Here is a 20886-nt window from a genome sequence, read left to right as displayed (position 1 = left end):
GGCTGTCAAGGAGGGACAAAGGTCATGCGAGCTCGAACTACTGGGCTGGGGATCGTAGCGGTACTTGCACTTTGTATTTCCGGCTGTGCTGATACTGAGACCGCTGTTCTCGGCGATGCGGATATCTCTGCAGATTCGAGTTCGCAGAATCTTCCAGTCACCGATGATGACAAGGAAATTCTAGACAACCTCCCGTCCAGCACCAGCAATTCATCTGGCAATTCCGACCGGGGCAACGGGATCAACGGCAATGATCCATACTTGCCACCACGCGCAGTTGTCCCAGTAACCCCGAACACTGGCTCCGCTGGAAAGACCGATCCAGGTACTCTGCTGCCACCGTCGTCAGGCAATCCGCAGGCCCCGAAGCCAACCCGCCCGGTTCCAGTCCTGCCACCAAGCAACTCTGACACGGCCCCCGTCGATATTTCGACTGAGGATTCGCAGCCGTCCCCTGGAACGTCGTCGAATAATCAGACTTCAGCGGACTCCGAAACTACGACGAGCCCAACGGATAGTGGCACTGGTGGTACCGGTGGCACTTCGACTGCGGAACCAACTCCGGCAGAAGAAACGCCAACCTCTGAAGAGCCAGGAGCTGTTGCACCGATTTGGAATCGTATCCCAGACAACCCGTGGAAGGCTCCTAATCAGGAGAACGTTTCTCCGGCACCTGATACTAACGACGAAACCTCGGCACCAACGGAGCCAACTACTCCTCCGGAAACTGAGACCACGTCTCCAGAGACTCCAGCAACAGGAACGACGGACGGCGAAATCTCGCAACCATTCCCAATGTCTCCAAAATGGCCAATCTGGGGTAAGTAGAACGTACCGCCTATCGCGAGTGCGGCTCAGACTTGCAGCCAAAAAGGGGTCCACAGCATTACCGCTGTGGCCCCCTTCTCTATTGACTGTGCTTACTACGTCGCGGTCCTGCTAGACGGGCACGGAAACGACGAATACCTGTGCACCCTCTGTGCTATCGGCACGAACAACTCGGTCGGTCTCACGGGCATCGCTCCACGACGCAGCCCCGCGCGCCAAAGCTACCTGACCTGCAGAAGACTCCACGACCGCCTTACCGTGAGTGACCAGCATGATCGCTGCGCCCTCAATGTCGAGCTCAGCGGTCTGCCCCGCACCCAATTCATACGTGTGTAGCTGGAACTCCGTAGCCGGAGTTTCATAACGCCGACTCTCACCATCAACGATTGGTCGCACAACTGGATCAGGTGATGGCACGAAGCTCAGCACCCGAAGAAGTTCCACGACATCAACATGCTTCGATGTCAGCCCGCCACGCAACACGTTGTCAGAGTTCGCCATTACTTCGATGCCCAGACCCGACAAGTAGGCATGCAGCTTTCCTGCCCCCATATAAATGGCCTCGCCTGGCTGCAAATTAATACGATTCAGCAGCAAAGATCCGAGTACTCCTGGATCATGTGGATAGCGTTCGGCAATTGCCACCGTTGTTGCAGCAACCTGCGCGACCCATGGTTCTACTAAGTCGGGATGCTCAACGATGTCAGCACACCTGTTCTGCACGGCGTCGACAAGCCCTTCCAACACATGCTGAGGAAGCGTCAACCACGTCGTGAACAACGCACGCAACGCCTCCGCATCATTGTCACCGTCGAGCATCACTGTGTAATGCTCCAAGCCAGGTACATCGAGCTGAGCAAACAACTCCCTGGTCTTTGCGACAGGGCGGAAACCCGCCAACGCATCAAACTCTGTCAGCGCCACGATGAGTTCTGGCTTATGATTGTCATCCCGATAGTTGCGGTGCGGCGCCGTCGCGGGGATTCCTTCGGCATTCTCGCGAACAAATCCCTCTTGAGCTTGCTCCAAGGTCGGATGCGCCTGAAGAGACAAGGGCTCCTCAGCTGCGAGGATCTTGACCAAGAAGGGCAATTCACCGTTATGCACATCTGCCCCGTGCGCTAAGGTAGCGACGGGGTCCTCAGCGATGACTTCACTGAGGGGAGCACCCGCCACCGTTGACGACGACAGTGGATGCGCGCCAAACCACGCTTCCGCCCACGGCCGCTGGGTAGGGGTAGCTTCTCCCATGAGCTCCGCGATCATTGTGCGAGAGCCCCATGGATATGACTGCACGACAGCGTCGATGCGCTCCATTCGGACGCTACTCCTCCTCCATTGGTACATACGCTGCAATAGCAGCGACTCGAACCGCCGTCACACATACGTCGACCAGCGGATGTCGAGTTTCCACCTCTTCTGCCGGGCAAATCACCCGTGCCCAATCGGCATCTTCCAGCCGCGAGCGCAGTCCAGCCACGTTGGCTGGAGAGGCGACAACAATTGCTCCCAACGGTAGCACTTGAGAGGCAGAATCTGAGTCATCGAGTAGCGGGTCAAAGAAAATATCGTGGGTATGCGAATTTCGTACAGCCAACAGTTGCGGGACAGCACGCATCAAATCTGGGAATGCAGTACCGTGCGAAGGCGTTCCCGAGTCTAGCATCCACGCCGCACCCAATTCGGCGATTGCCCGCCATACATCGCCCTCACCAGCAAAAACTACGGCACGGTTACGTATCCATGAGGCTATTTGACGAGCCGGATTCACCGTCAAATCCCGCTCCGGAGCGCACGCAATCGAATCTGCATCGACGGCATCTGCAACTTCATCGAGAACAGCTGCGGGCGCGAGATCTGTAACCCCGGTAGCTGTCAGCGCACTCATCGTGGCCCCTAAATAGCCACAGAACGAACCACGCACACTCATGGCCGGACGGGGAACCAGAATTGCGCTTGACGACGCTGCCGCCCGTACCGGCCCATCGCCCGGGTCGACGACAACCGTCTGAGCACCACGGCGAGTAGCCTCTGCGACCACGTCAGCTGCTGGGTCACCCGGGTCGTCGACAAGCACGATAACCAAGTCCAGTGCACCCACAAAGTGTGGAAGATCCCGAGCAATAGTGATTGGGGCGCGCGCGTCTGTAGTCAAAGCGATTACTGCCTCAGCAGCCAGGCGCGCACGCGACTCGCCTGCAATAAGAATGACGCTGCGTGGCAGCTCAAGCGACGAGAAGACTCCGCTGGATGCTGCCGATGCCGCAGCCCGCAAATTTGGCCCTTCGGCAGCAGCCATCAAGAGGAGGTCAGTAGTTTCCATACCCCAAGCATGCCTGAAAAATAACCGGCGCTGGGAAACTAGTTAGCAACCAATGAAGCTCCGTAGGATTTAACCGCGGATGATGCCCAGAACTTCCTCAACAATGGCATCAACTTCATCCTTTGTTGGTGCCTCGACGTTGAGACGCAACAGTGGCTCCGTATTGGATGCTCGAACATTGAACCATGCAGCAGAGTTTTCCACGCCGATGGTCAAGCCGTCGAGCCAATCATGAGCACGAGTACGGGTGGCGAACTTCTCCGAAATCTCGCTCTGCTTTGCAGCCTGCTCCGCTGCAGAACCAAGACGAGAGTTAATCTCACCGGACTGCTCATATCGGTTGAACTCGGCCATGAATTCGCTCAGAGGCTTATCCTGCTCAGCCAATGCTGCCAGCACGTGCATGGCTGCGAGCATGCCGGAGTCTGCGTTCCAGAACTCACGGAAGTAATAGTGCGCAGAGTGTTCGCCGCCGAAGACGGCGCTGGTTTCGGCCATCATCGCCTTGATAAACGAGTGACCGACTCGAGTGCGCACTGGAATGCCACCGGCTTCAGTAATCATTTCTGGCACAACCGCAGACGTAATGAGGTTATGGATAATTGTCGCGCCTGGCTCCTCTTCCAAGTAGCGCGTGGCGATGAGCGCACAAATTGCAGACGGGCTTACTGGATTGCCCTTCTCGTCGACAACAAAGCAACGGTCTGCATCACCATCGAAGGCGATACCAATATCAGCGCCCTGATCCACAGTGAACTTCTGCAGATCAACCAAGTTTGCTGGCTCGAGAGGATTTGCTTCGTGGTTAGGGAACGTTCCGTCCAACTCGAAATACAACGGACGGACATCACAGACATCCCCCAGTACGGCAGGAACAGTGTGACCGCCCATGCCATTGCCGGCATCGACCGCGACTACGAGACGACGTCCCGCGGACAAGTCGACCAGTCCTTGTAGGAATGAGGCATATTCTGCCAAGCTCTCACGTTCAGAAATGGCACCCTTGTCACCGTCGAAGGCCGGGATACCGTCGACAAGCATGTCTTTGATGCTTGCCAGACCGGTGTCCTGGCCAATAGGTCGTGCACCGGAACGGCACATCTTGATGCCGTTGTACTGTGCAGGATTGTGGCTGGCCGTAAACATGGCACCCGGGCAGTCAAACGTACCTGCCGCCCAATAGAGTTGATCGGTCGCAGTCAAGCCCAGCATGACTACCGACAGGCCCTGCTCGGAAGCCCCCTTCGCAAAGGCGCGGGATAGCGCAGGAGATGAGTCACGCATGTCATGGCCGACAACAACCTGCGTTGCTCCCTCATCGCGCATGAGCACACCGAATGCGGCTCCGATGTCCTGCACTAGGCTCTCGTCGATTTCCTCACCGACGACACCACGCACATCGTAGGCCTTGATGAACTTGTCGAGATCTTCTCGGATGTACTTCCCCACGACGATCCTCTTTCACGGTTGTGCTGCGATAATTTTGTATTAAGACACAGCAATATTACGTGACAAGGCAGAAACTTCGCGGGATTGAAGACCTACTATTCTTCAGCATTCTCCTGCAGATCAGGAACAACGCGCAGGTGCGCACGCGCCGCTTCCCTTGCCGACTTACGTGCACTCTCGCGCACCGAGTAGCTGGACGGGTGCCGATTCGCATCGACGTGATTGATGCTCAGCTCTCGCTCGTCACGCAACACCAATCCAGTGGCATTACGACCCGCTTCCCGCACGGCTTCGGCAAGCGCCGTGAGATCGTCGTCGTCATGCGATGAGTCTGGGAGGTCATAGCGCACAAGTTCCCAGCCCAATGGCGCGGTGATTTTGCGCGCGTGAACTTCACACAAGTCCCAGCTATGCGGTTCACTCGCCGCAGCCAACGGTCCGACGACTGCGGTGGACTCGGCATAGGCGTACGTCAGGGTCGCAATGGCAGGCTTGCCACAACCAGGGCGGCAGCAACGTCGAAATTCACTCACGACCGAAAGTCTAGACCCAAACTTGAGGTTTTTACAGTCGTGCCTCCAGAAAAAGCCTTTCTCCAGCGATAAGCTCACCAATTATGAATGCAAGTCGACGCCATGATCGCCGTGGCCCAGCCCGCGGACCCCTGCTGCCGTCAGAGGTTCCACGTTGGCGCAGTCGATCTGAAGCATTCGACCAAGCAGTCCTCGATGCCTACGCACCAATTAATGCCCGGTGGAATTCGCGACTCACCCACTTGGATGTCGCCATCGATAATGTGCCCCGCATGCACCTGCGACCCGACACGATCTTCCCTGATGAGATCGTCGCCGACGGGCCAATCCCCCTCGGCCGTCTCATTCCAGCTGGAGTTGATCAGCTAGGTCGCCCCACGAGGCCATGCATTGTCATGTTCCGGCGCCCATTGGAAAAGCGAGCAACTTCGCGCAGCGAATTAGATTCGCTGCTCACACATGTTTTGACACGTCTCGTTGCGGTTCATCTCAATATGAATCCGCACGACATCAATCCAGGATTTGACGACGACTAGTTGCCCGGTCAGTTGCCCGCACTGTGGGCAGCTATAACGACACCTCAAAAACAGGCGGCAGTGAAGGAAGCACACCACACAAAAAGGGCAAGAAACGCACTGCGCTTCTTGCCCTTTTCACCAGAGAAAACTTGTTAGCTAATCTGCTTCTTCAAACGGCGACGTTCACGTTCGGAGAGGCCACCCCAAATTCCAAATCGCTCGTCGTTCTCGAGAGCAAATTCCAGGCACTCATCGCGAACTCCACATGCCCGGCAAATACGCTTCGCCTCACGTGTAGAGCCACCCTTTTCTGGAAAGAACGCTTCCGGGTCAGTCTGAGCACAGAGCGCTTGCTCCTGCCAATCCTGATCAACCGCCTCAAACAGGCCAGACAAGTCGTCTGCCCATTCCGCCAAAGGGCGGGGCTGGTTCACCGCCGTAGCTTCGTTCACGTGAGATTCCCCCGCACTGTCTTCCCGACCGAGCGCAGAAGTTCCGTTGATGCTGGACTCATCCATACAGCGGGCCTCCTGCCGGCAGATCAGGGCTATTGGAACTGGACTAGATTACTAAGTTACGTGGCTGCGGATACTAAATAACAAACACGTAATTCACACAACAGCATCCAACTTACCAAGCTTCCCCGACCCTGACCCAACTTGGGTCAATTTCGAAGGAAATTCTGGTGCGAATTGGATGCCATCCGTGAAACACACACTTGTGATTACACACGTGGAACACCAAGCGGTCAAGCTGAAAAGTGAAATTCAATAGATCTCTTAGTTCCCGCAGAAGGCAATCCCCCCGACTGCGGGATCAAGTTCAACTTTAAGGATCAGGCACGCCTGTTTTTCACGAAGTCCAGCCACCAGGCATGCAACCCTCACGGACTACACCTGCCCTCAATTCCCAGGTCACCCGTTATTTCCTGGCACGCCCTTAGACGTCCGTCGAAAAGCGGATTCCACTGTCGGGAACGACGACACCAGGCCAGACTCGGATGCCACCGACCAGTTCGCACCGTGCCCCGATGGTTGCACCTTCGCCGATCACAGCATCACGAATGACAGAGCGTGGGCCGATATCTGCACCAGCCGCAATGATGGAACGTTCAATGACCGCACCCGCTCCGATACGAGCACCATCGAAAACGACAGTCTGATCCAACCGGGCACCTGCCCCAATTTCAGCGCCACGACCTACGACCGTGCCGCCGTAGAGAAGCGCTCCTCCACCGACAGCAGCGGAATCGTTGACCAACGATTCGCCATGACGGTTCTCAAGCAACGGTGACGGTGCAATGCCACGAACAAGATCCGAGGAACCACGGACGAAATCAGCCGGCGTTCCCATGTCTCGCCAATACGCGTAATCGACGTAGCCATAGACTCGGCTGCCACTTTCGAGCAGCGCCGGGAAAATCTCGCGCTCAACGCTAATTGCTCGACCTGCTGGGATGCCCTCGATAATCTCGCGACGGAACACGTAACAACCAGCGTTGATTTGGTCGGTTGGCGGATCCTGAGTCTTCTCGAGGAACTCTAGAACTCGTCCGTCCTCATCAGTTGGAACACAACCGAATGCACGTGGGTCTGGAACTCGAACCAAATGCATGGTGACATCTGCGTTCTTCTCCCAGTGCGTGTCTAGTACCGCACGCAGATCCGTACCGCCGAGCACATCTCCGTTAAAGACCATTGCGGTGTCGTAGCGCAGCTTCTCAGCAACGTTTCGGATGCCACCACCGGTGCCCAAAGGCTCGTCTTCAACGACGTACTCGATCTCGAGGTCCATTGACGAACCATCACCAAAGTGCTCTTCAAAGACCTCAGCCTTGTAAGACGTACCCAATACGACGTGGCGCATGCCCGCCGCGCGAATGCGCCCCAAAAGATGCTCCAAGAAAGGCACACCTGCAGTTGGCAACATTGGCTTCGGGGTATTCACCGTCAGCGGGCGCAGACGGGTGCCCTGTCCGCCGACCAGAATCACTGCATCAACATTCGCGACCTTTTCTACAGTCTCGGCCGAAATATTTGGTGATGTTGGTCGTGGAAAACCGTGGACATTATCCAGGCTGGTCATGGTATGAGGGATCCTCCTGAGTTATTCCTTCTAACCATTCTTACGCTTACGAATCGCCAAAACGATGCTGCCACGCAGGGCGAGCCCAACCTTCAGAGCCAGGCGAATCGGTGCACGAAGGGTTCCGGGGAGTCGATCCGACATGAACCGATAGGCGGAATCGTGATGCGCTTTCACAGTAATCTCTGGATGCGACGATGCCGAATGGCCTTGAGCATGGCGAATCTCTGCGGTCGGACAGAAAATGTTACGCCACCCCGCTTTGCTGAGCCGATCCCCTAGATCAACATCCTCCATGTACATGAAGTACCGGGAGTCGAACCCACCGATTGCCTCGAAAGCAGTCCACTTCAGCAGCAGACACGAGCCGGACAGCCAACCGGCATCCCTCTCCCGATCCATATCCGAATCATCGCGGTAGCGTGCCGACAACGGATTCTGTGGCCACACATCAGCAAGCACCGCATGCCCGATGCCACTAACCAATTCTGGAACGGCACGTGCCGACGGATAGACCGACCCATCAGCCTCGCGGATTAAAGGACCGATCGCGCCAGCCCGTGGATTCCGAGCAGCACATTCCAACATGGTGTCAATGGAACCGGGAGAGAAAATGACATCAGGGTTGACCAACAGCACATAGTCTGGGTTGATTTCGCCTGCCTCACGCTGGGCACGCAGCTCTGCAATGCCACGGTTGGCCGCCGCGCCATAACCAATATTGCCGCCGGTTGGCAGGAACAACACATTGTCGCGACCATTGGCTTTAGCCCGCTGCTCCTCCGCTTCTGGGGCTCCGTCAACGGATCCGTTGTCGGCCATCACGAAGTAGTAGCCGTGGTTCGTAGCGTCGGCAAGCGAATCAACCAACTTGCGCACATGCTCACCCGGAGAATAGGTGACCGTAACGATGCCCAAAGGCAGCGTCGATGTCGTCGTCGCCTCACCATCGTCTGGTGAAGGTGCATGTCCTCGTTGATTGTCCTTGCCCGTACTCACGGGAACAACCCTAGGTCAGCACTTTTGTTAATGCGTCCCGCCACTCCGGTAGTGGCGCAAAACCGGCCTCAACCCATGCCTGACCGTCGAGCACGGACCAAGCCGGCCGACGAGCTGGAGTGGGAAACTCGGAGCTATCGCACATCAAGACTCTCGTCGGATCGGCACCAACTGCACGAAAAACTTCACGAGCCAGGTCATTCCACGTCGCTGTCCCCGATCCCGTCACGTGGAAGATGCCCGGCACAGGGCGCAGCGCACATTCCCAGAGTGCCGCCGCAAGATCACCAACAAAGGTCGGGTTGCCATGCTGATCATTCACGACTTTGATCGTGCCGTCGGGAGCCGTTCTGTTTTCGAGATTCAGCATCGTGGACACGAAATCTTTCGCCTGTGGCTGGGTAGGCCCTGACCACACCCACGCGGTACGAACGACCGTGGCTTGTGCTGTTGCGTTGAACACAGCGAGCTCCCCTGCTCGCTTCGTCTTTCCGTACGCAGTGTGTGGATTGGTGGGATCGGTGGGGGTCCAAGGTCGTCGTAAAGCAGATTCCCCAAAGACGTAGTCAGTCGAGACGTGGATGAAGTGTGAGCCTTCAGCAGCCGCCCGCGCTGCTAGCAGTCCTGGCGCCACCGCATTCAATGCGTAGGCTGCATCGACGTGCTCTTCTGCGCCATCAACATCGGTGTAGGCGGCCGCATTAATCACAACATCCGCCCCCACAAAAGCAGGGTGCTTTGCGACGGCCTGCGCATCCGTCACGTCCAATTGCTGGCGAGTGAGCACCCGTACTTCCACGCTCTCAGGCGCGCTGGCCTGCAACGCGGTTCCCAATTGCCCAGCAGCCCCCAGAATTACTGCCGTTCGCGCCGGCGCATCTTGGCTGGAAAGATGAGGGAAATGGGTGGCGTGGTTTCCGGTCATTGTCGCTCGAGTCATTATCGTGGAAATATATCTAGGTCAGTTGTCAGCTAATACTGTCGCATATTTCTATCAGTAGTTCGCAGGAGAAATACCTTGAGTGAGAATCCTCGCCACCCACGGCACGTGCGCGATATTCAGGCGCCACCGTCGTTGGCGGAAGATACGAAGCAGGCCTGGCCGCAGTCGATGCGTGCGGTCCTGATTATCGTGTCGGTGATTTGTCTGACGGTTTCTGCTGTTGGCTGGTGGTTTGTTGGTCGCGCTGCTGAAGGACTCGATTCTGGTGGTTCGCTGGGACTGGGCTTGGAGCAAGACGGCGCAACGGATATTTTGTTGGTTGGTTCGGACTCCCGAACGGATGCACAAGGTAACCCGCTGACGCCAGAGGAAGTTGAAATGCTTCGTTCTGGTGACGAAGTCGCGACGAATACTGACACGATCATCATCATTCGAGTACCTAACGACGGCTCGTCGGCAACCGCGATTTCCGTTCCACGCGACACGTATATCAGTTTCCCAGGCATGGGCAACACCAAGATCAACGGCGTGTACGGAAATGCAAAACAGGCTCGTGAAGAGTCCATGCGCGACGGTGGCGAGTCTGATCCTGCAAAGATAGAAAAGCAGTCGACTGAGGCGGGACGCGAGGCTCTCATTCGTGCTCTCGGTGACCTCACTGGTGTGACCATTGACCACTACGCCGAAGTTGGATTGCTTGGCTTCGTTCTTCTCACCGACGCCATTGGTGGCGTAGACGTTTGCCTGAATGCCCCTGTCTACGATGAATTCTCTGGCGCGAATTTTGATGCAGGCCAGCAGACCCTAAGTGGACCTGACGCACTGAGCTTCGTCCGTCAGCGTCATGGCCTACCACGTGGTGACCTCGACCGTATTACCCGCCAACAGGCTTTCATGGCGTCTTTTGCGTCGAAGTTGTTGAACGCTGGCACGCTGTCTAACCCAAGTCGTTTGAACGAACTTGGTACTGCGGTTTCTCGTTCCGTCGTATTGGATGACAAGTGGGATGTCATGGGCTTCGCCACCCAGATGCAAGGGCTCACTGGTGGCAACGTGAAGTTCGAGACGATCCCCGTGACCAGTATTGACGGTACTGGTGACCACGGCGAGTCCGTCGTCACGGTGGACAAGGGCCAGGTGCATAAGTACTTCGATTCCTTGATTGGTGTCGAAGAAGCAACTGAGTCCAGCGCTGCAAAGGACGCACCGAAGGATCACAAGGCTGCCGAAACTACGGTCAGTGTGTACAACGCCACTGGCATCGAAGGGCTTGCTTCTCGGGTGTCTGAGGCACTCACCGCCAAGGGTTACACCGAAGGCACGGTCGCCAATGCCGAGTTCGCTGGCGTGGCTATTAGCCAGGTGAATGCGGCCGATCCAGATGATCCCGCGGCAAAGGCGATTTCAGAGCTCCTTGGCGATCTGCCGATTGTGCACGACACCACCCTGGAGAAGGGGCAGGTATCAGTTACTGTTGCCGGCGACTACGCAGGTCCAGGATCCGAGGTCACTGAAACTGTCGAAGAGACCGCCGAAGCCGAAGAGGCACCTGCAGATGACGGCGCAACCAATGACGTTGTCGGTGAAGAAGGCGACGCACTGGAAGAAGACATCAGCCCTCATATCGATGCTGGTGGTAGCGGTGTCATGTGTGTGAACTAGTCGCTCGCCCCAGCTGAGCAGGACTCACGGGGCGGCCTAGTTCCCACTGGGTGGCGTATCAGTTCGCTGAATCAGGTTGAACTCGTGAATTGTGTCGAGTGATTCCTGGGCTGATTCTTCGTCGAGAATGCTCATCGCAAAACCGTTTTGGAACAATACGTACTGCCCCACGTGAACGTCCGGTACGTACGCCACGCAGCATTGTCGCGTCTGTCCGGCGACATCAATGACTGCCATTGGAAGTGGCGAATCCGAATTTCCCGTGAGTTCGACGACCTTGCCTGGAATTCCAATACACATGGTGTCTAATCCTCCGGGTTCATCTGTGCCAACCGTACATTCATGTGGCCCTGCGGAGCCGAGCTTACTGGCAGGCACGGATCAGCAGCGCGAATAGACTCTTCGATCGCAGTGTGCCCGTCGTTTGATCCATGGGTGACCAATGAGGCTCTCAACATGCTTGCCAACCATGGCTCGTTCTGCGCCGTTGGTGTCAGAATCTGGCAGTCGATCAGTTGGCCGGAATGATCAGCAGTGTAGCTATGCACCAGTAGTCCTCGAGGACCGTCGATGATGCCAATGCCAGTCCCCTCCGCCAGCCGCTGCGCGTCCGCTCCGTCAGCAACAAGCTGACCTCCCCCGCTTTCAGTCAACAATTCCGGCTGTGCCAGAAGCTCTGCTGCTTCGTCCAATGCATCAAGCACCAACTGTGCTTGTGCTTGGCCTACGCTGTATGAGTTCGCAGTGGCAGAGTTTTCTGCTCCCACCGCCGTCCGCGCGATCGGCCCGACTCGGTACTGCTCGTCGACCTGCCCCACGGTGATCACAGGGCGTGGAGCGGCAGCACCAGGCACAGTCTCCGACACATACTCATGCCACTGTGCTGCTGGGAACATGATCTTTTCGGGACTCGCTTCACGACGAGCCGCTACCCAACCACCCAGCGCATCGAGATCTCCGTCTCGATTGACCGCCGCAAGGTTGTAGCCAGCAAATGCTCCTGAGTAAGTGCCGGCATCCGGGTCATCGTCCACGATGCCCCCCAGCACTGCCTGGGCTTTATCTCTAATCTGAGGCAGCTGAACGCTTGCAGCGTCCAGCTTTTCGGCATCTGCATAGCCTCGAACTCCACCGGGAATGGCGACATCCGGGAAGTGCCCTGGGCAACCAGCAGCTGCGAGCAGCAACTTACCGAACTTCTTGAGCTCAATAGCGAAAGCCTGGTCGACAGAGAAGTACTTTGGCGCAATTGTGTCGAAGATGGAGCCGACATTGAGGAGTCGTCGTATAGCAGCAGCAGTTGGAGGTACCACTTCGACACAACAGAGCGCGTCAAGAGCAGCCACACCTGCTAGATGATGAACCACTGGGCAAATGCCGCACAAACGCTTGACGACGTCCGGTACTTCTACAGCAGCACGCCCCACGAGCATGGAATCGACGCGTGGCAGACCCGAAAGGTCGAAAGCGACATCTTGGATGGTGCCGTCGGGTGCTCGGTCGACGGTGAGAGTGGCTTCGAAAGGGTCGACAAACTCGTCAAGTTGCAGAGTTTCTCTGGCCATCAGTTGCCTCCTGAGCTGATTCACTCATGAACTAGTCATAATGGTAGTTGTGCATGAACTTGGGTTGTTGAGCGGAGTGGTCCGCAAGATTGTTGAGGTTCGCCCTGATGCGAAAGTCGACACGGTTGCGCTACGAGTAGGAGCCCGATCCGGCGTAGTCGTGGAGTCGCTTCACGCGGCGTGGCCTATTGCGCGGCAACAAGCGCCGGAGCAATGCGCTGATGCCGAATTGACCATCGAGTTCATTCCGGCGACGGTGTACTGCCCCGCGTGTGCGTGTGAGCACGAAATTGACGAGTTCTTCGCGCTCGTATGCCCCGTCTGCGGCGCACCGACTGCGGATCTGCGCCACGGACGAGAATTCGAGATCGCCTATCTAGATGTCAGCTCCAACTAGTCCTGCAACCACGTCTGCATCAACTCACGGGCGACCTGAACTGCCTCCGCCACCGAAGCCTTCGCTGCCTCAGTGAGACCAACATTGAGTTCCGTGGACTTTGCGACGATACCCACCACAGCAACATGCTCGGGTTCGTTGTGGAGTAGTCGTGCTGCAGCGAGCAAATCAAGGAGCCCTACCTGGTGAGGCGACAACTTCGCCTTCAGGAGTCGCGGTACCTGATCTCCTTCCCGCACCACCACGCTGCCCGGCGCGCCAGGCCCCGTTACGGCGTCTAGCAGCAACAGATACTGCGCGTCCTGCACGATAGGAAGCAACTCCATACCGCAGGTGCCACCGTCGATGAACTGGACGTCGAGTGCGGGAGCGTCGATGGGTGGAATGTCATTCGCATCGACGCCCCACTCTGGTCGCGCGGTCGGATCAGCAGCTTGGCTCGGCAGATGGAACGGCTTTTCATCACTTCGCCGATCGACCTGATCCGGCTCAAGCATCCACTGCTTTTCCAACTGACGCAGCAGCTCCAGCCCAATCCCATCGTCTTCCATGATGGGATTTCCAATTCCGAGAACTGTAATTTTGGCTGGCATTTACCCGATCCGAGGTCCGTCGACAGGCTTGGTTCCGCGACGTACCCACATGCCACCATTCAGCATCGAGGACAGGCCACCATGGCCCTCCATGATGTCTGCTCGGAAGACGAGGTAAACGTGAATGACCACGAACGCCCAGATGATATACATGATGATCGCGTGAATGAGTCGAACTATCGGAATACCCAACCAGTGCACTGGGTACGACAGGATCACCCAAAACATATTCGACTGATCGACCATGCCGTATAGCGCGAGACCGGTGAGCATCTGCACGATGCACAACACGTAGATTCCGGTGTACGCGAATTGCTGGAGTGCATTATGTCCCAGATATACTGGACCTTCCTTCTTCAGGAAAAGGTAATGCTGGATCGTGCCAAACATGTTTTTGACATCGGTCATGTTGTACAACGGCCAGAAGGATCGCCATTGCGACTGTCTGTCCTTTGCCTGGAACACAAGAATGACGCGCCACACACCCAACAAAATCCACGCAAATGCGGAGATAAAGTGCGCCAATCGGATCCAGCCCATGAGGAATCCTGAACCAGACTGATCCATCGTCGATGGGCCGAAGAACGGCGCCATGATATAGTAACCAGTCACCGTCATGACAATCATGAGTAACAGATTCGCCCAGTGCTGGAAGCGCAAGGCACCGCTCCACAAGCGGACTCGAACCCATTCACTAGGATTCTGACGAACCGTATCGTGGAGGTCTTCCTTCGGCACAACTTTCATGCCGACGAGACCTTCGGCCATGAAGTCTCCCACCGCGCCATCTGGGGCGACTTCTGCAACTGCGACACCCATGGAACGACTACCGCGCTTCTGTAAGACATTGGCGTTGGTAGCCATGAGCTTCAGGTCAGAACGCTTCCCCTTCGACTCTTTCAGCACCGATTCCAGGTCGCCTCGCATGATGACGACATCGCGAGGTGGTTCATCGTCGATACGGAAATCATTAACGCGGGCGAGCGAATACTTGCGCTCTGGAGTTGCTGGTTCGAAGTCGCCTTCGGGAATCGTCGTAACGCTGAGGTCCGGGCGATTTGCGCGCAATGATGCAGCAAGTGCAGCGTCAACTGGGTCAGAAGAACCAGCAGGAGCAACCGCAGCAGCGGCAAGTAACTCCGTGGCGCTCAAGGTACGGACAGGAAGCGACTGGGAAACCTGCAACGCAAGTTCACCTGATCGCTCAGGTTTGGAGGATCGTTCTTTTACAGCGTGTGAGCTAGTCACGGCGTAGTCACCTGGAACAATTCGTCGCCATCAGTATCAAGGACATGCACTGCGCAAGCCATGCATGGATCAAACGAGTGGATAGTGCGCATTGGTTCGAGCGGCTGCTTGGGGTCGACAAGTGGGTGCTCACCGTTGCCGGAGAGAGCTTCTTCGTAAGGTCCGATCTGCCCCTTCGGGTCACGACCAGCTGCTAGCCACGTCGTTGGCACGACGGCCTGGTAGTTCTCTACCTTCTTATCCTTGATGACAACCCAGTGGCTGAGCATGCCACGAGCCACCTCAATGAATCCGACGCCTTCTGCAGTTTCTGGCCAAGTACTTGGCTCCCACTTGCTGGAGTCAAAAACGTCAATGTCGCCCTGCTTCAGCGCCTCGACGAACTGCGGCAGCATCAGCGTGGACATCGCTTCCGCTGATGTCACTGCTTCAATTGCGCGAGCCAACGTACGGCCTGCGGTGGAGTTCATCTGCTCCAGCTTCAGTCCGTGCTTCTGCAGCGCTTCATCGACGAGTCGACGGGTGGTCTGTTCCCCCTGGTTGTATGCCAATAGCACGCGAGCTACTGGGCCGACCTGCATTGGGCGACCGTCATAGCTTGGGGCCTTAGACCAGGTGTACTGCTCGCTGTCAGCCAGCCACTTGAATGGTGGCTTTGGACCGGTGTAGTTGACGGTGGTTTCACCCTTCCACGGGTGCAGCGCTTTGTCAGTTCCCTCTTCGTATTCGTACCACGCAGAGTTGGCGTACTCGCCAATCTTGTGCGGATCAAATGGATGCAGCTTAGTGAAGTCTCCATCCAAGAAGATGCCTGGTTTAATTTCAGGGTGCACCGATTCGATGCGAGATTCCTTCGGATCGCCGGCATACGTGGCACCAGCCATACCGACGGCCATCATGTTCTTCGTCGAAGCACCGATGTCGAAGTATTCCTTGTACACCCCCATGATCGCGAGTGCGTCTGGGTAGTAGCAGTCATTGACAAACTCGACGATCTCGTCAATCCAGACTTTGATCTGGTCCAGGTGTACTTGGTTGACTGTTTCGGACTTGTCCGGGTCAATAGAGCATGCCATGCCACCAACGAGGAAGTTCGGGTGCGGATTCTTGCCACCGAACACCGTCGAGATGCGGATAATCGAGCGCTGGAATTGCAGCGCATCGAGGTAGTGAGCTACCGCCATGAGGTTGGCTTCTGGTGGCAGCTTGTACTCTGGGTGCTCCCAGTAACCACCAGTGAAGATGGACAGCTGACCCGAATCGAGAATGCCCTGGACGGTCTGCTTGACGCGCGCGAACGTCTCTTCGGTATTGCCCTTCCACTTAGAACCAATCGACTTAGCGAACTCCACGGTCTTCGCTGGGTCAGCTTCTGCAGCCGAAACGACGTTTACCCAGTCCAAGCCATGTAGGTGGTAAAAGTGCACGACGTGGTCGTGAACACCCTGTGCACCCAGCACTAGGTCACGAATACGGCGAGCCTGAGGCGGTGGCGTGATGCCCAAAGCATCTTCCACTGCAACAACCGAGGCAACGGAGTGCACGCCCGTGCATACGCCACAAATGCGACCAACGAATGCCCACACATCGCGCGGGTCATGGCCTTTCACGACGGTCTCAATGCCACGGAACTGAGTCGTTTCCGCCCAAGCGGTCTTGATCTTGTCGCCCTCACGCTCGAGCTCAATGCGAAGGTGACCTTCGATTCGAGTCAGTGGGTCAATTACTACTCGTTCTTTAGCCATTAGATGTCCTTCTTCGCAGAGTCGGCGTTATCGACTGTTCCCATGCTTGTCGACGTTGCTGCTGGTTCAGCTTCGTCTCCAAATGCTGCAAGTAACTTCTCTTCGCCGTTCTCGCGGCGCATCGAGAGCTTCTTGATGACTGTTAGGCCGCCATGTGCTGCAACACCTGCAGCTGCGACGCCTACCATGCCAAGACCCACCTTCTCGGCAGTACCTTCTACGCCAAGACCTGGGACGTTAGGCAACGTGTCGTAGAAAGGAGTGAACTTGTCGAAGAAGTCCTTCTCTGTACAGCCAATGCACGGATGTCCCTGACCAATTGGCCAGCCGGACTTCAAGTTCCACTGGATGATTGGGCATGGACTAAATGTCGACGGCCCCTTACATCCCACTTCGTATAGACACCAGCCATTACGTGCGCCGTCATCATCGAAGGTACGAACAAACTGGCCAGCATCGAAGTGTGGTCGACGTGGGCACGAGTCGTGAATGCGCTGATCATAAGCAAACAGCGGACGACCTTCAGCATCGACCTTAGGAGCTTCACCGTGGGTCAAAATGTATGCGAGAGTCGCGGTGATGACTTCACCGATTGGCGGGCAACCAGACACGTTGATGACTGGTTTGTCCTTGATAATTTCATCGACACCAACGGCACCCGTTGGATTCGGCTTTGCAGCCTGTACCGAGCCGTACACTGCACAGGCACCCACTGCGAGAATCGCCGTTGCGTTCTCTGCAGCTTCAAGAAGTACTTGCTCTGCGGACTTACCACCGATGGTGCAAAACGCGCCGTCTTCACCAAGTGGAATCGACCCGTTCACCACCAAAATGTGGTCCTGGTTGTTGACATCGTGCAAAGCCTTCTCTGCAGCTTCACCCGATGCGGCCATCAGTAGGTCGTTGTACTCCATCGACATGAGTTCCAGCACAACTTCTTCAGCAGTAGTGCCACCGGAACGCAACATCGATTCCATACAACCGGTACATTCTTGGAGTTGCAGCCACGCGACAAGTGGCTTCTTTTGAGCTGCAAGCTTTTCGGCGATTTTTTCCGCCTCAGGCTCCAGTTCTTGTGCGATCGCTGCGGGAGGATTAGGAGTACCGACTGCAAAAATTGCAGCTAGACCTCCGCAGAACTTTAGGAAACTACGACGAGAAACGCCTGCTCTAGCAAGGTTTTCGCCGAGAGTTTCCTCTTGCCAATTAGCGCCATGGAACATATGGCTGTGCCCTCTTCATCACGTAGCAACCTGCTGCTACAGACCCATATGCAAGCGTTCTGCCAGCGAGTTGCACCAAAATTGCATATTCACCTTTGATTATACGCAATTAAGAATGAACCTAAAACTCACCGATAATTCCGGAATTCTCTTACTTAGTCAAGTCCGTGGTCAGCCACTCGATCCACGCATCAATGCCTTCACCCGTCTTCGCAGACACTTCGAAAATTGCCACGCCAGGATTCACCTTCTCCAGGTTGTCACGGAACAACTGCATATCGAAGTCGAGATACGGAGCAAGATCAATCTTGTTGACAACTACTGCCTCAACCGACCGGAACATCACTGGGTACTTCAGTGGTTTGTCTTCACCTTCAGTAATCGCATACACCATGGCCTTACGGTGCTCCCCTACTTCAAACTCTGCAGGGCACACAAGGTTGCCAACGTTTTCAATCAGCACCAAATCCAGAGAGCCAAGATCCAGGCCACTCATCGCGCGAGCCACCATTGGCGCATCCAGGTGACACTCTCCACCAAAGCCATTTCCGGTATTCAGCAGGGAAATCTGCGCACCGTACCCCTCCAACCGGTCAGCATCGATGGCAGTCTCAATATCTCCCTCGACGATGCCAATTCGGACGGAGCCTTTGCAAGCATCAAGTGTGCGCTGCAAAATTGAGGTTTTTCCCGAACCCGGCGCGCTCATTAAGTTGACGCAATGCACGTTGTGCTCATCGAGGGCTGCTCGATTCTCTGCTGCACGACGGTCATTTTCCGTGAAGATGTCTTCCAGAATGACGATTCGTTCATTCCCAGTTTCATAGCCCGAGTGATCTCCATGTTTTTCACCCATGGCATCGAAGTTGAGGTCGGTGTTCAGCGGGGAGTGATCATGCGAGTGCCCATGTGCATGATCATGTGAGTGTTCGTGGTGATGGTGATGACCTTCATGATCGTGGTCGTGACTGTGCACTGTGCCGTCGTCATGCCTGTGAAAACGTCCCATGATTACTGCGCTTCTCCTTCTACTTCGATGTCTATGACTGTGAACTCTTCGCCACTAATGAGACGGGCGGGGGCAGCGCACGTCGGGCACGAGAAACCGAGTTCATGCCCTAACTGTGTGCGATGACCTTGTGGACATTCGACAACTGCGGGTACCCACTCAATGTCGAGTTCTGCATCTGTGAGATTTGCTGCTTTTGGTACGAACTGCCATGCGTAGGCAAGGGTTTCTGGAACCACTTGCCGCAGCGCGCCAATTTTGACTCGCACTTCTTTTACCGTTCGCTGGCCTGCCGCCCTGGTAACGACCTGCGCCAATTGCATACTCAAAGCAACCTCATGCACACCTTTGACGGTAGCAGTTTCGAGGCATCACCCGGTTAGCGTCCGTTGGGGGCACCCACGTTCACTTCACGAACACCGCATACCATGCTTCACCAGTACGAACGCGTCAATTTCTAGCTGTCGCGTCTCACGTTGGTACGACTCAACACAACTACCATTTCTCTAACGTGATGTGCGACACAATAGCTGTCATGCTGTTAAACGCCGTCGAGAAGCCCACACTTGCCCGCCCTACGTGGAAAGAGGTAAAACGCGACTTAGGATCACAAGAAATTGGCAACGGTCTTGTCGCCCTTATCTTCTCTGCGTCCGGACCAATCGCCGTTATTTTGGCTGCGGCTGCGGCGGGACAGCTCAGCCCGAATCAAACATCATCGTGGATCTTCGGCGCGTTTCTTGGCAACGGCATTCTGACTCTCCTGCTGACGTACCTGTATCGATCGCCGCAGGCGTATTTCTGGACTATCCCCGGCACCGTTATCGTCGGCGACGCACTCCGACATCTCAGCTTCGGTGAGGTCATCGGCGCCTACCTCGCGACTGGCATACTCGTCTTTCTGGTGGGGTGGACTGGCTTGATCGGGAGGCTCATGGCCGTGCTCCCCGCCCCCATCATCATGGCGATGGTCGCCGGCATCTTCTTGAGATTCGGTCTCGGACTCATCGACTCGGCAACCGCGGATCCTCTCATTGCTTTGCCGATGATCATCGTCTTCATCGCACTTAGCCTGTCGCCTCGTATCTCCGCCATCGCACCACCGGTAGCTGTGGCGGCGATCGTCGGCACGCTGATCGCGGTGGTTGCGAACCGACTCACTCCGGGAGCTCTTGACGACGGCACCATCGCGCAACCAGTCTTTACGGCTCCCGAGTTCTCGATGGGAGCAATGGCTGAACTTGTTATTCCGCTGGCCATCACAGTTGTGATCGTGCAGAACGGCCAAGGTATCGCCGTGTTGAGCGCGGCAGGACACAAGCCACAAGTGAATCTTGCTGCTGCGGCCAGTGGACTGTGGTCTCTTCCGATGGCGTTCATTGGCAATATTTCGACGTGTCTCACTGGCCCTACGAATGCCCTGATTGTTGCCAGTGGTGATCGCCGACGGCACTATGCAGCCGCGATGGTGACTGCGGTTGGAGCCATTACTGTTGGCTTGTTTGCGCCAGCCTTCGTGGGATTCATGTTGGCAATGCCGGAAGCATTTATTACAGCACTCGCGGGTGTCGCGATGCTGACGCCACTGAAGAATGCTTTCTTGGCTGGATTCAAGGGCTCATATTCAACAGGCGCACTGGTGTGTTTCCTCATCACCGTGTCCAACCTGACACTACTGGGCATCTCAGCTCCATTTTGGGGCATCGTGATCGGTTGGGCCATCGCTCATTTGCTGGATCAGCAACCATAAAATCACCCCAACTACA

21 protein-coding genes are annotated in these 20886 nt (G+C 56.1%); 5 read left to right on the top strand and 16 right to left on the bottom strand.

From position 1 onward, the window contains the following. The first annotated feature begins 24 nt into the window (after positions 1–24). Positions 25–828 carry a hypothetical protein gene (locus WG934_RS02705; protein WP_339977305.1) on the top strand — a complete coding sequence of 268 codons (804 nt, stop codon included), beginning with the start codon at positions 25–27 and terminating at the stop codon, positions 826–828. Positions 829–939: 111 nt separating this feature from the next. Here the strand turns inward: WG934_RS02705 and manA are convergent, their stop codons facing one another. From manA to WG934_RS02685, 4 genes are all read right to left on the bottom strand, one after another. After that, positions 940–2145, bottom strand: a complete 1206-nt coding sequence (gene manA / locus WG934_RS02700; RefSeq protein ID WP_339988593.1) for a mannose-6-phosphate isomerase, class I — start codon at positions 2143–2145, stop codon at positions 940–942. Between the two features lie 7 nt (positions 2146–2152). Continuing rightward, complete coding sequence (locus WG934_RS02695) at positions 2153–3151, bottom strand: hypothetical protein (RefSeq protein ID WP_339988591.1); 999 nt, start codon at positions 3149–3151, stop codon at positions 2153–2155. Between the two features lie 69 nt (positions 3152–3220). Continuing rightward, a complete protein-coding gene (locus WG934_RS02690) occupies positions 3221–4600 on the bottom strand; it encodes a phosphomannomutase/phosphoglucomutase (protein ID WP_339977299.1) in 1380 nt (459 codons plus the stop codon). 95 nt (positions 4601–4695) lie between these two features. After that, positions 4696–5133, bottom strand: coding sequence for a DUF3499 domain-containing protein (locus tag WG934_RS02685; protein ID WP_339988589.1), 438 nt, complete (start codon positions 5131–5133; stop codon positions 4696–4698). 83 nt (positions 5134–5216) lie between these two features. Between WG934_RS02685 and WG934_RS02680 the strand changes: the two genes are divergently transcribed. Continuing rightward, positions 5217–5669 carry a metallopeptidase family protein gene (locus WG934_RS02680; RefSeq protein WP_339977295.1) on the top strand — a complete coding sequence of 151 codons (453 nt, stop codon included), beginning with the start codon at positions 5217–5219 and terminating at the stop codon, positions 5667–5669. Between the two features lie 134 nt (positions 5670–5803). On the opposite strand, the gene WG934_RS02675 is transcribed toward WG934_RS02680, so the two are convergent. From WG934_RS02675 to rfbD, 4 genes are all read right to left on the bottom strand, one after another. Then, a complete protein-coding gene (locus WG934_RS02675; RefSeq protein WP_339977293.1) occupies positions 5804–6169 on the bottom strand; it encodes a WhiB family transcriptional regulator in 366 nt (121 codons plus the stop codon). Between the two features lie 421 nt (positions 6170–6590). Beyond that, positions 6591–7736, bottom strand: a complete 1146-nt coding sequence (locus WG934_RS02670) for an NDP-sugar synthase (RefSeq protein ID WP_339977291.1) — start codon at positions 7734–7736, stop codon at positions 6591–6593. A gap of 30 nt (positions 7737–7766) precedes the next feature. Continuing rightward, positions 7767–8660 carry a glycosyltransferase family 2 protein gene (locus tag WG934_RS02665; protein WP_339989223.1) on the bottom strand — a complete coding sequence of 298 codons (894 nt, stop codon included), beginning with the start codon at positions 8658–8660 and terminating at the stop codon, positions 7767–7769. 85 nt (positions 8661–8745) lie between these two features. Then, on the bottom strand, positions 8746–9675 hold the full coding sequence (gene rfbD / locus WG934_RS02660) for a dTDP-4-dehydrorhamnose reductase (protein WP_339988588.1): 930 nt from the start codon (positions 9673–9675) through the stop codon (positions 8746–8748). A gap of 171 nt (positions 9676–9846) precedes the next feature. Between rfbD and WG934_RS02655 the strand changes: the two genes are divergently transcribed. Continuing rightward, a complete protein-coding gene (locus tag WG934_RS02655; RefSeq protein WP_339978755.1) occupies positions 9847–11340 on the top strand; it encodes an LCP family protein in 1494 nt (497 codons plus the stop codon). Positions 11341–11376: 36 nt separating this feature from the next. Here the strand turns inward: WG934_RS02655 and WG934_RS02650 are convergent, their stop codons facing one another. Both WG934_RS02650 and WG934_RS02645 read right to left on the bottom strand, forming a co-directional pair. Continuing rightward, on the bottom strand, positions 11377–11640 hold the full coding sequence (locus WG934_RS02650; protein ID WP_339977287.1) for a HypC/HybG/HupF family hydrogenase formation chaperone: 264 nt from the start codon (positions 11638–11640) through the stop codon (positions 11377–11379). Between the two features lie 5 nt (positions 11641–11645). Beyond that, entirely contained in the window at positions 11646–12905 is a 1260-nt protein-coding gene (locus tag WG934_RS02645) for a nickel-dependent hydrogenase large subunit (protein ID WP_339988587.1), read from the bottom strand. Positions 12906–12954: 49 nt separating this feature from the next. On the opposite strand from WG934_RS02645, the gene WG934_RS02640 reads away from it, so the two are divergent. Further along, a complete protein-coding gene (locus tag WG934_RS02640) occupies positions 12955–13302 on the top strand; it encodes a hydrogenase maturation nickel metallochaperone HypA/HybF (protein ID WP_445228173.1) in 348 nt (115 codons plus the stop codon). Here the strand turns inward: WG934_RS02640 and WG934_RS02635 are convergent. From WG934_RS02635 to WG934_RS02610, 6 genes are all read right to left on the bottom strand, one after another. Further along, positions 13299–13895: a hydrogenase maturation protease gene (locus WG934_RS02635; protein WP_339988584.1), complete on the bottom strand. Its 597-nt coding sequence runs from the start codon at positions 13893–13895 to the stop codon at positions 13299–13301. The genes WG934_RS02640 and WG934_RS02635 overlap by 4 nt on opposite strands. Continuing rightward, positions 13896–15143, bottom strand: a complete 1248-nt coding sequence (gene cybH / locus WG934_RS02630; RefSeq protein ID WP_339988583.1) for a Ni/Fe-hydrogenase, b-type cytochrome subunit — start codon at positions 15141–15143, stop codon at positions 13896–13898. After that, positions 15140–16888, bottom strand: a complete 1749-nt coding sequence (locus WG934_RS02625; RefSeq protein WP_339988582.1) for a nickel-dependent hydrogenase large subunit — start codon at positions 16886–16888, stop codon at positions 15140–15142. The genes cybH and WG934_RS02625 overlap by 4 nt, the downstream gene beginning before the upstream one ends. Further along, positions 16888–18111 (bottom strand): hydrogenase small subunit, encoded by a 1224-nt coding sequence (locus WG934_RS02620; protein ID WP_339988581.1) that lies wholly within the window; start codon positions 18109–18111, stop codon positions 16888–16890. Before WG934_RS02620 ends, WG934_RS02625 begins: the two co-directional genes overlap by 1 nt. 151 nt (positions 18112–18262) lie before the next feature. Beyond that, entirely contained in the window at positions 18263–19120 is an 858-nt protein-coding gene (gene hypB / locus WG934_RS02615) for a hydrogenase nickel incorporation protein HypB (RefSeq protein ID WP_339988580.1), read from the bottom strand. Positions 19121–19122: 2 nt separating this feature from the next. Next, entirely contained in the window at positions 19123–19464 is a 342-nt protein-coding gene (locus tag WG934_RS02610; RefSeq protein WP_339977272.1) for a hydrogenase maturation nickel metallochaperone HypA, read from the bottom strand. A 191-nt stretch (positions 19465–19655) separates the two neighbouring features. On the opposite strand from WG934_RS02610, the gene WG934_RS02605 reads away from it, so the two are divergent. Beyond that, positions 19656–20870 carry a benzoate/H(+) symporter BenE family transporter gene (locus tag WG934_RS02605; protein ID WP_445228172.1) on the top strand — a complete coding sequence of 405 codons (1215 nt, stop codon included), beginning with the start codon at positions 19656–19658 and terminating at the stop codon, positions 20868–20870. Positions 20871–20886: the final 16 nt, after the last annotated feature.

Origin of the sequence: Corynebacterium sp. H78 (genome assembly GCF_037572275.1) — a bacterium.
In the GTDB taxonomy this organism is placed as follows: Bacteria; Actinomycetota; Actinomycetes; order Mycobacteriales; family Mycobacteriaceae; genus Corynebacterium.
The sequence above is the reverse complement of the archived record's forward strand: the minus strand, read 5'-3'. Positions and strand labels throughout refer to the sequence as shown.

Coding starts and splice junctions, on each gene's coding strand:
- hypB (WP_339988580.1), bottom strand. CDS start 19,120: ATGGGACGTTTTCACAGGCATGACGACGGCACAGTGCACAGTCACGAC.
- WG934_RS02645 (WP_339988587.1), bottom strand. CDS start 12,905: ATGGCCAGAGAAACTCTGCAACTTGACGAGTTTGTCGACCCTTTCGAA.
- WG934_RS02680 (WP_339977295.1), top strand. CDS start 5,217: ATGAATGCAAGTCGACGCCATGATCGCCGTGGCCCAGCCCGCGGACCC.
- WG934_RS02605 (WP_445228172.1), top strand. CDS start 19,656: ATGCTGTTAAACGCCGTCGAGAAGCCCACACTTGCCCGCCCTACGTGG.
- WG934_RS02635 (WP_339988584.1), bottom strand. CDS start 13,895: ATGCCAGCCAAAATTACAGTTCTCGGAATTGGAAATCCCATCATGGAA.
- WG934_RS02655 (WP_339978755.1), top strand. CDS start 9,847: ATGCGTGCGGTCCTGATTATCGTGTCGGTGATTTGTCTGACGGTTTCT.
- WG934_RS02670 (WP_339977291.1), bottom strand. CDS start 7,736: ATGACCAGCCTGGATAATGTCCACGGTTTTCCACGACCAACATCACCA.
- WG934_RS02695 (WP_339988591.1), bottom strand. CDS start 3,151: ATGGAAACTACTGACCTCCTCTTGATGGCTGCTGCCGAAGGGCCAAAT.
- WG934_RS02675 (WP_339977293.1), bottom strand. CDS start 6,169: ATGGATGAGTCCAGCATCAACGGAACTTCTGCGCTCGGTCGGGAAGAC.
- manA (WP_339988593.1), bottom strand. CDS start 2,145: ATGGAGCGCATCGACGCTGTCGTGCAGTCATATCCATGGGGCTCTCGC.
- WG934_RS02625 (WP_339988582.1), bottom strand. CDS start 16,888: ATGGCTAAAGAACGAGTAGTAATTGACCCACTGACTCGAATCGAAGGT.
- rfbD (WP_339988588.1), bottom strand. CDS start 9,675: ATGACTCGAGCGACAATGACCGGAAACCACGCCACCCATTTCCCTCAT.
- WG934_RS02705 (WP_339977305.1), top strand. CDS start 25: ATGCGAGCTCGAACTACTGGGCTGGGGATCGTAGCGGTACTTGCACTT.
- WG934_RS02650 (WP_339977287.1), bottom strand. CDS start 11,640: ATGTGTATTGGAATTCCAGGCAAGGTCGTCGAACTCACGGGAAATTCG.
- WG934_RS02620 (WP_339988581.1), bottom strand. CDS start 18,111: ATGTTCCATGGCGCTAATTGGCAAGAGGAAACTCTCGGCGAAAACCTT.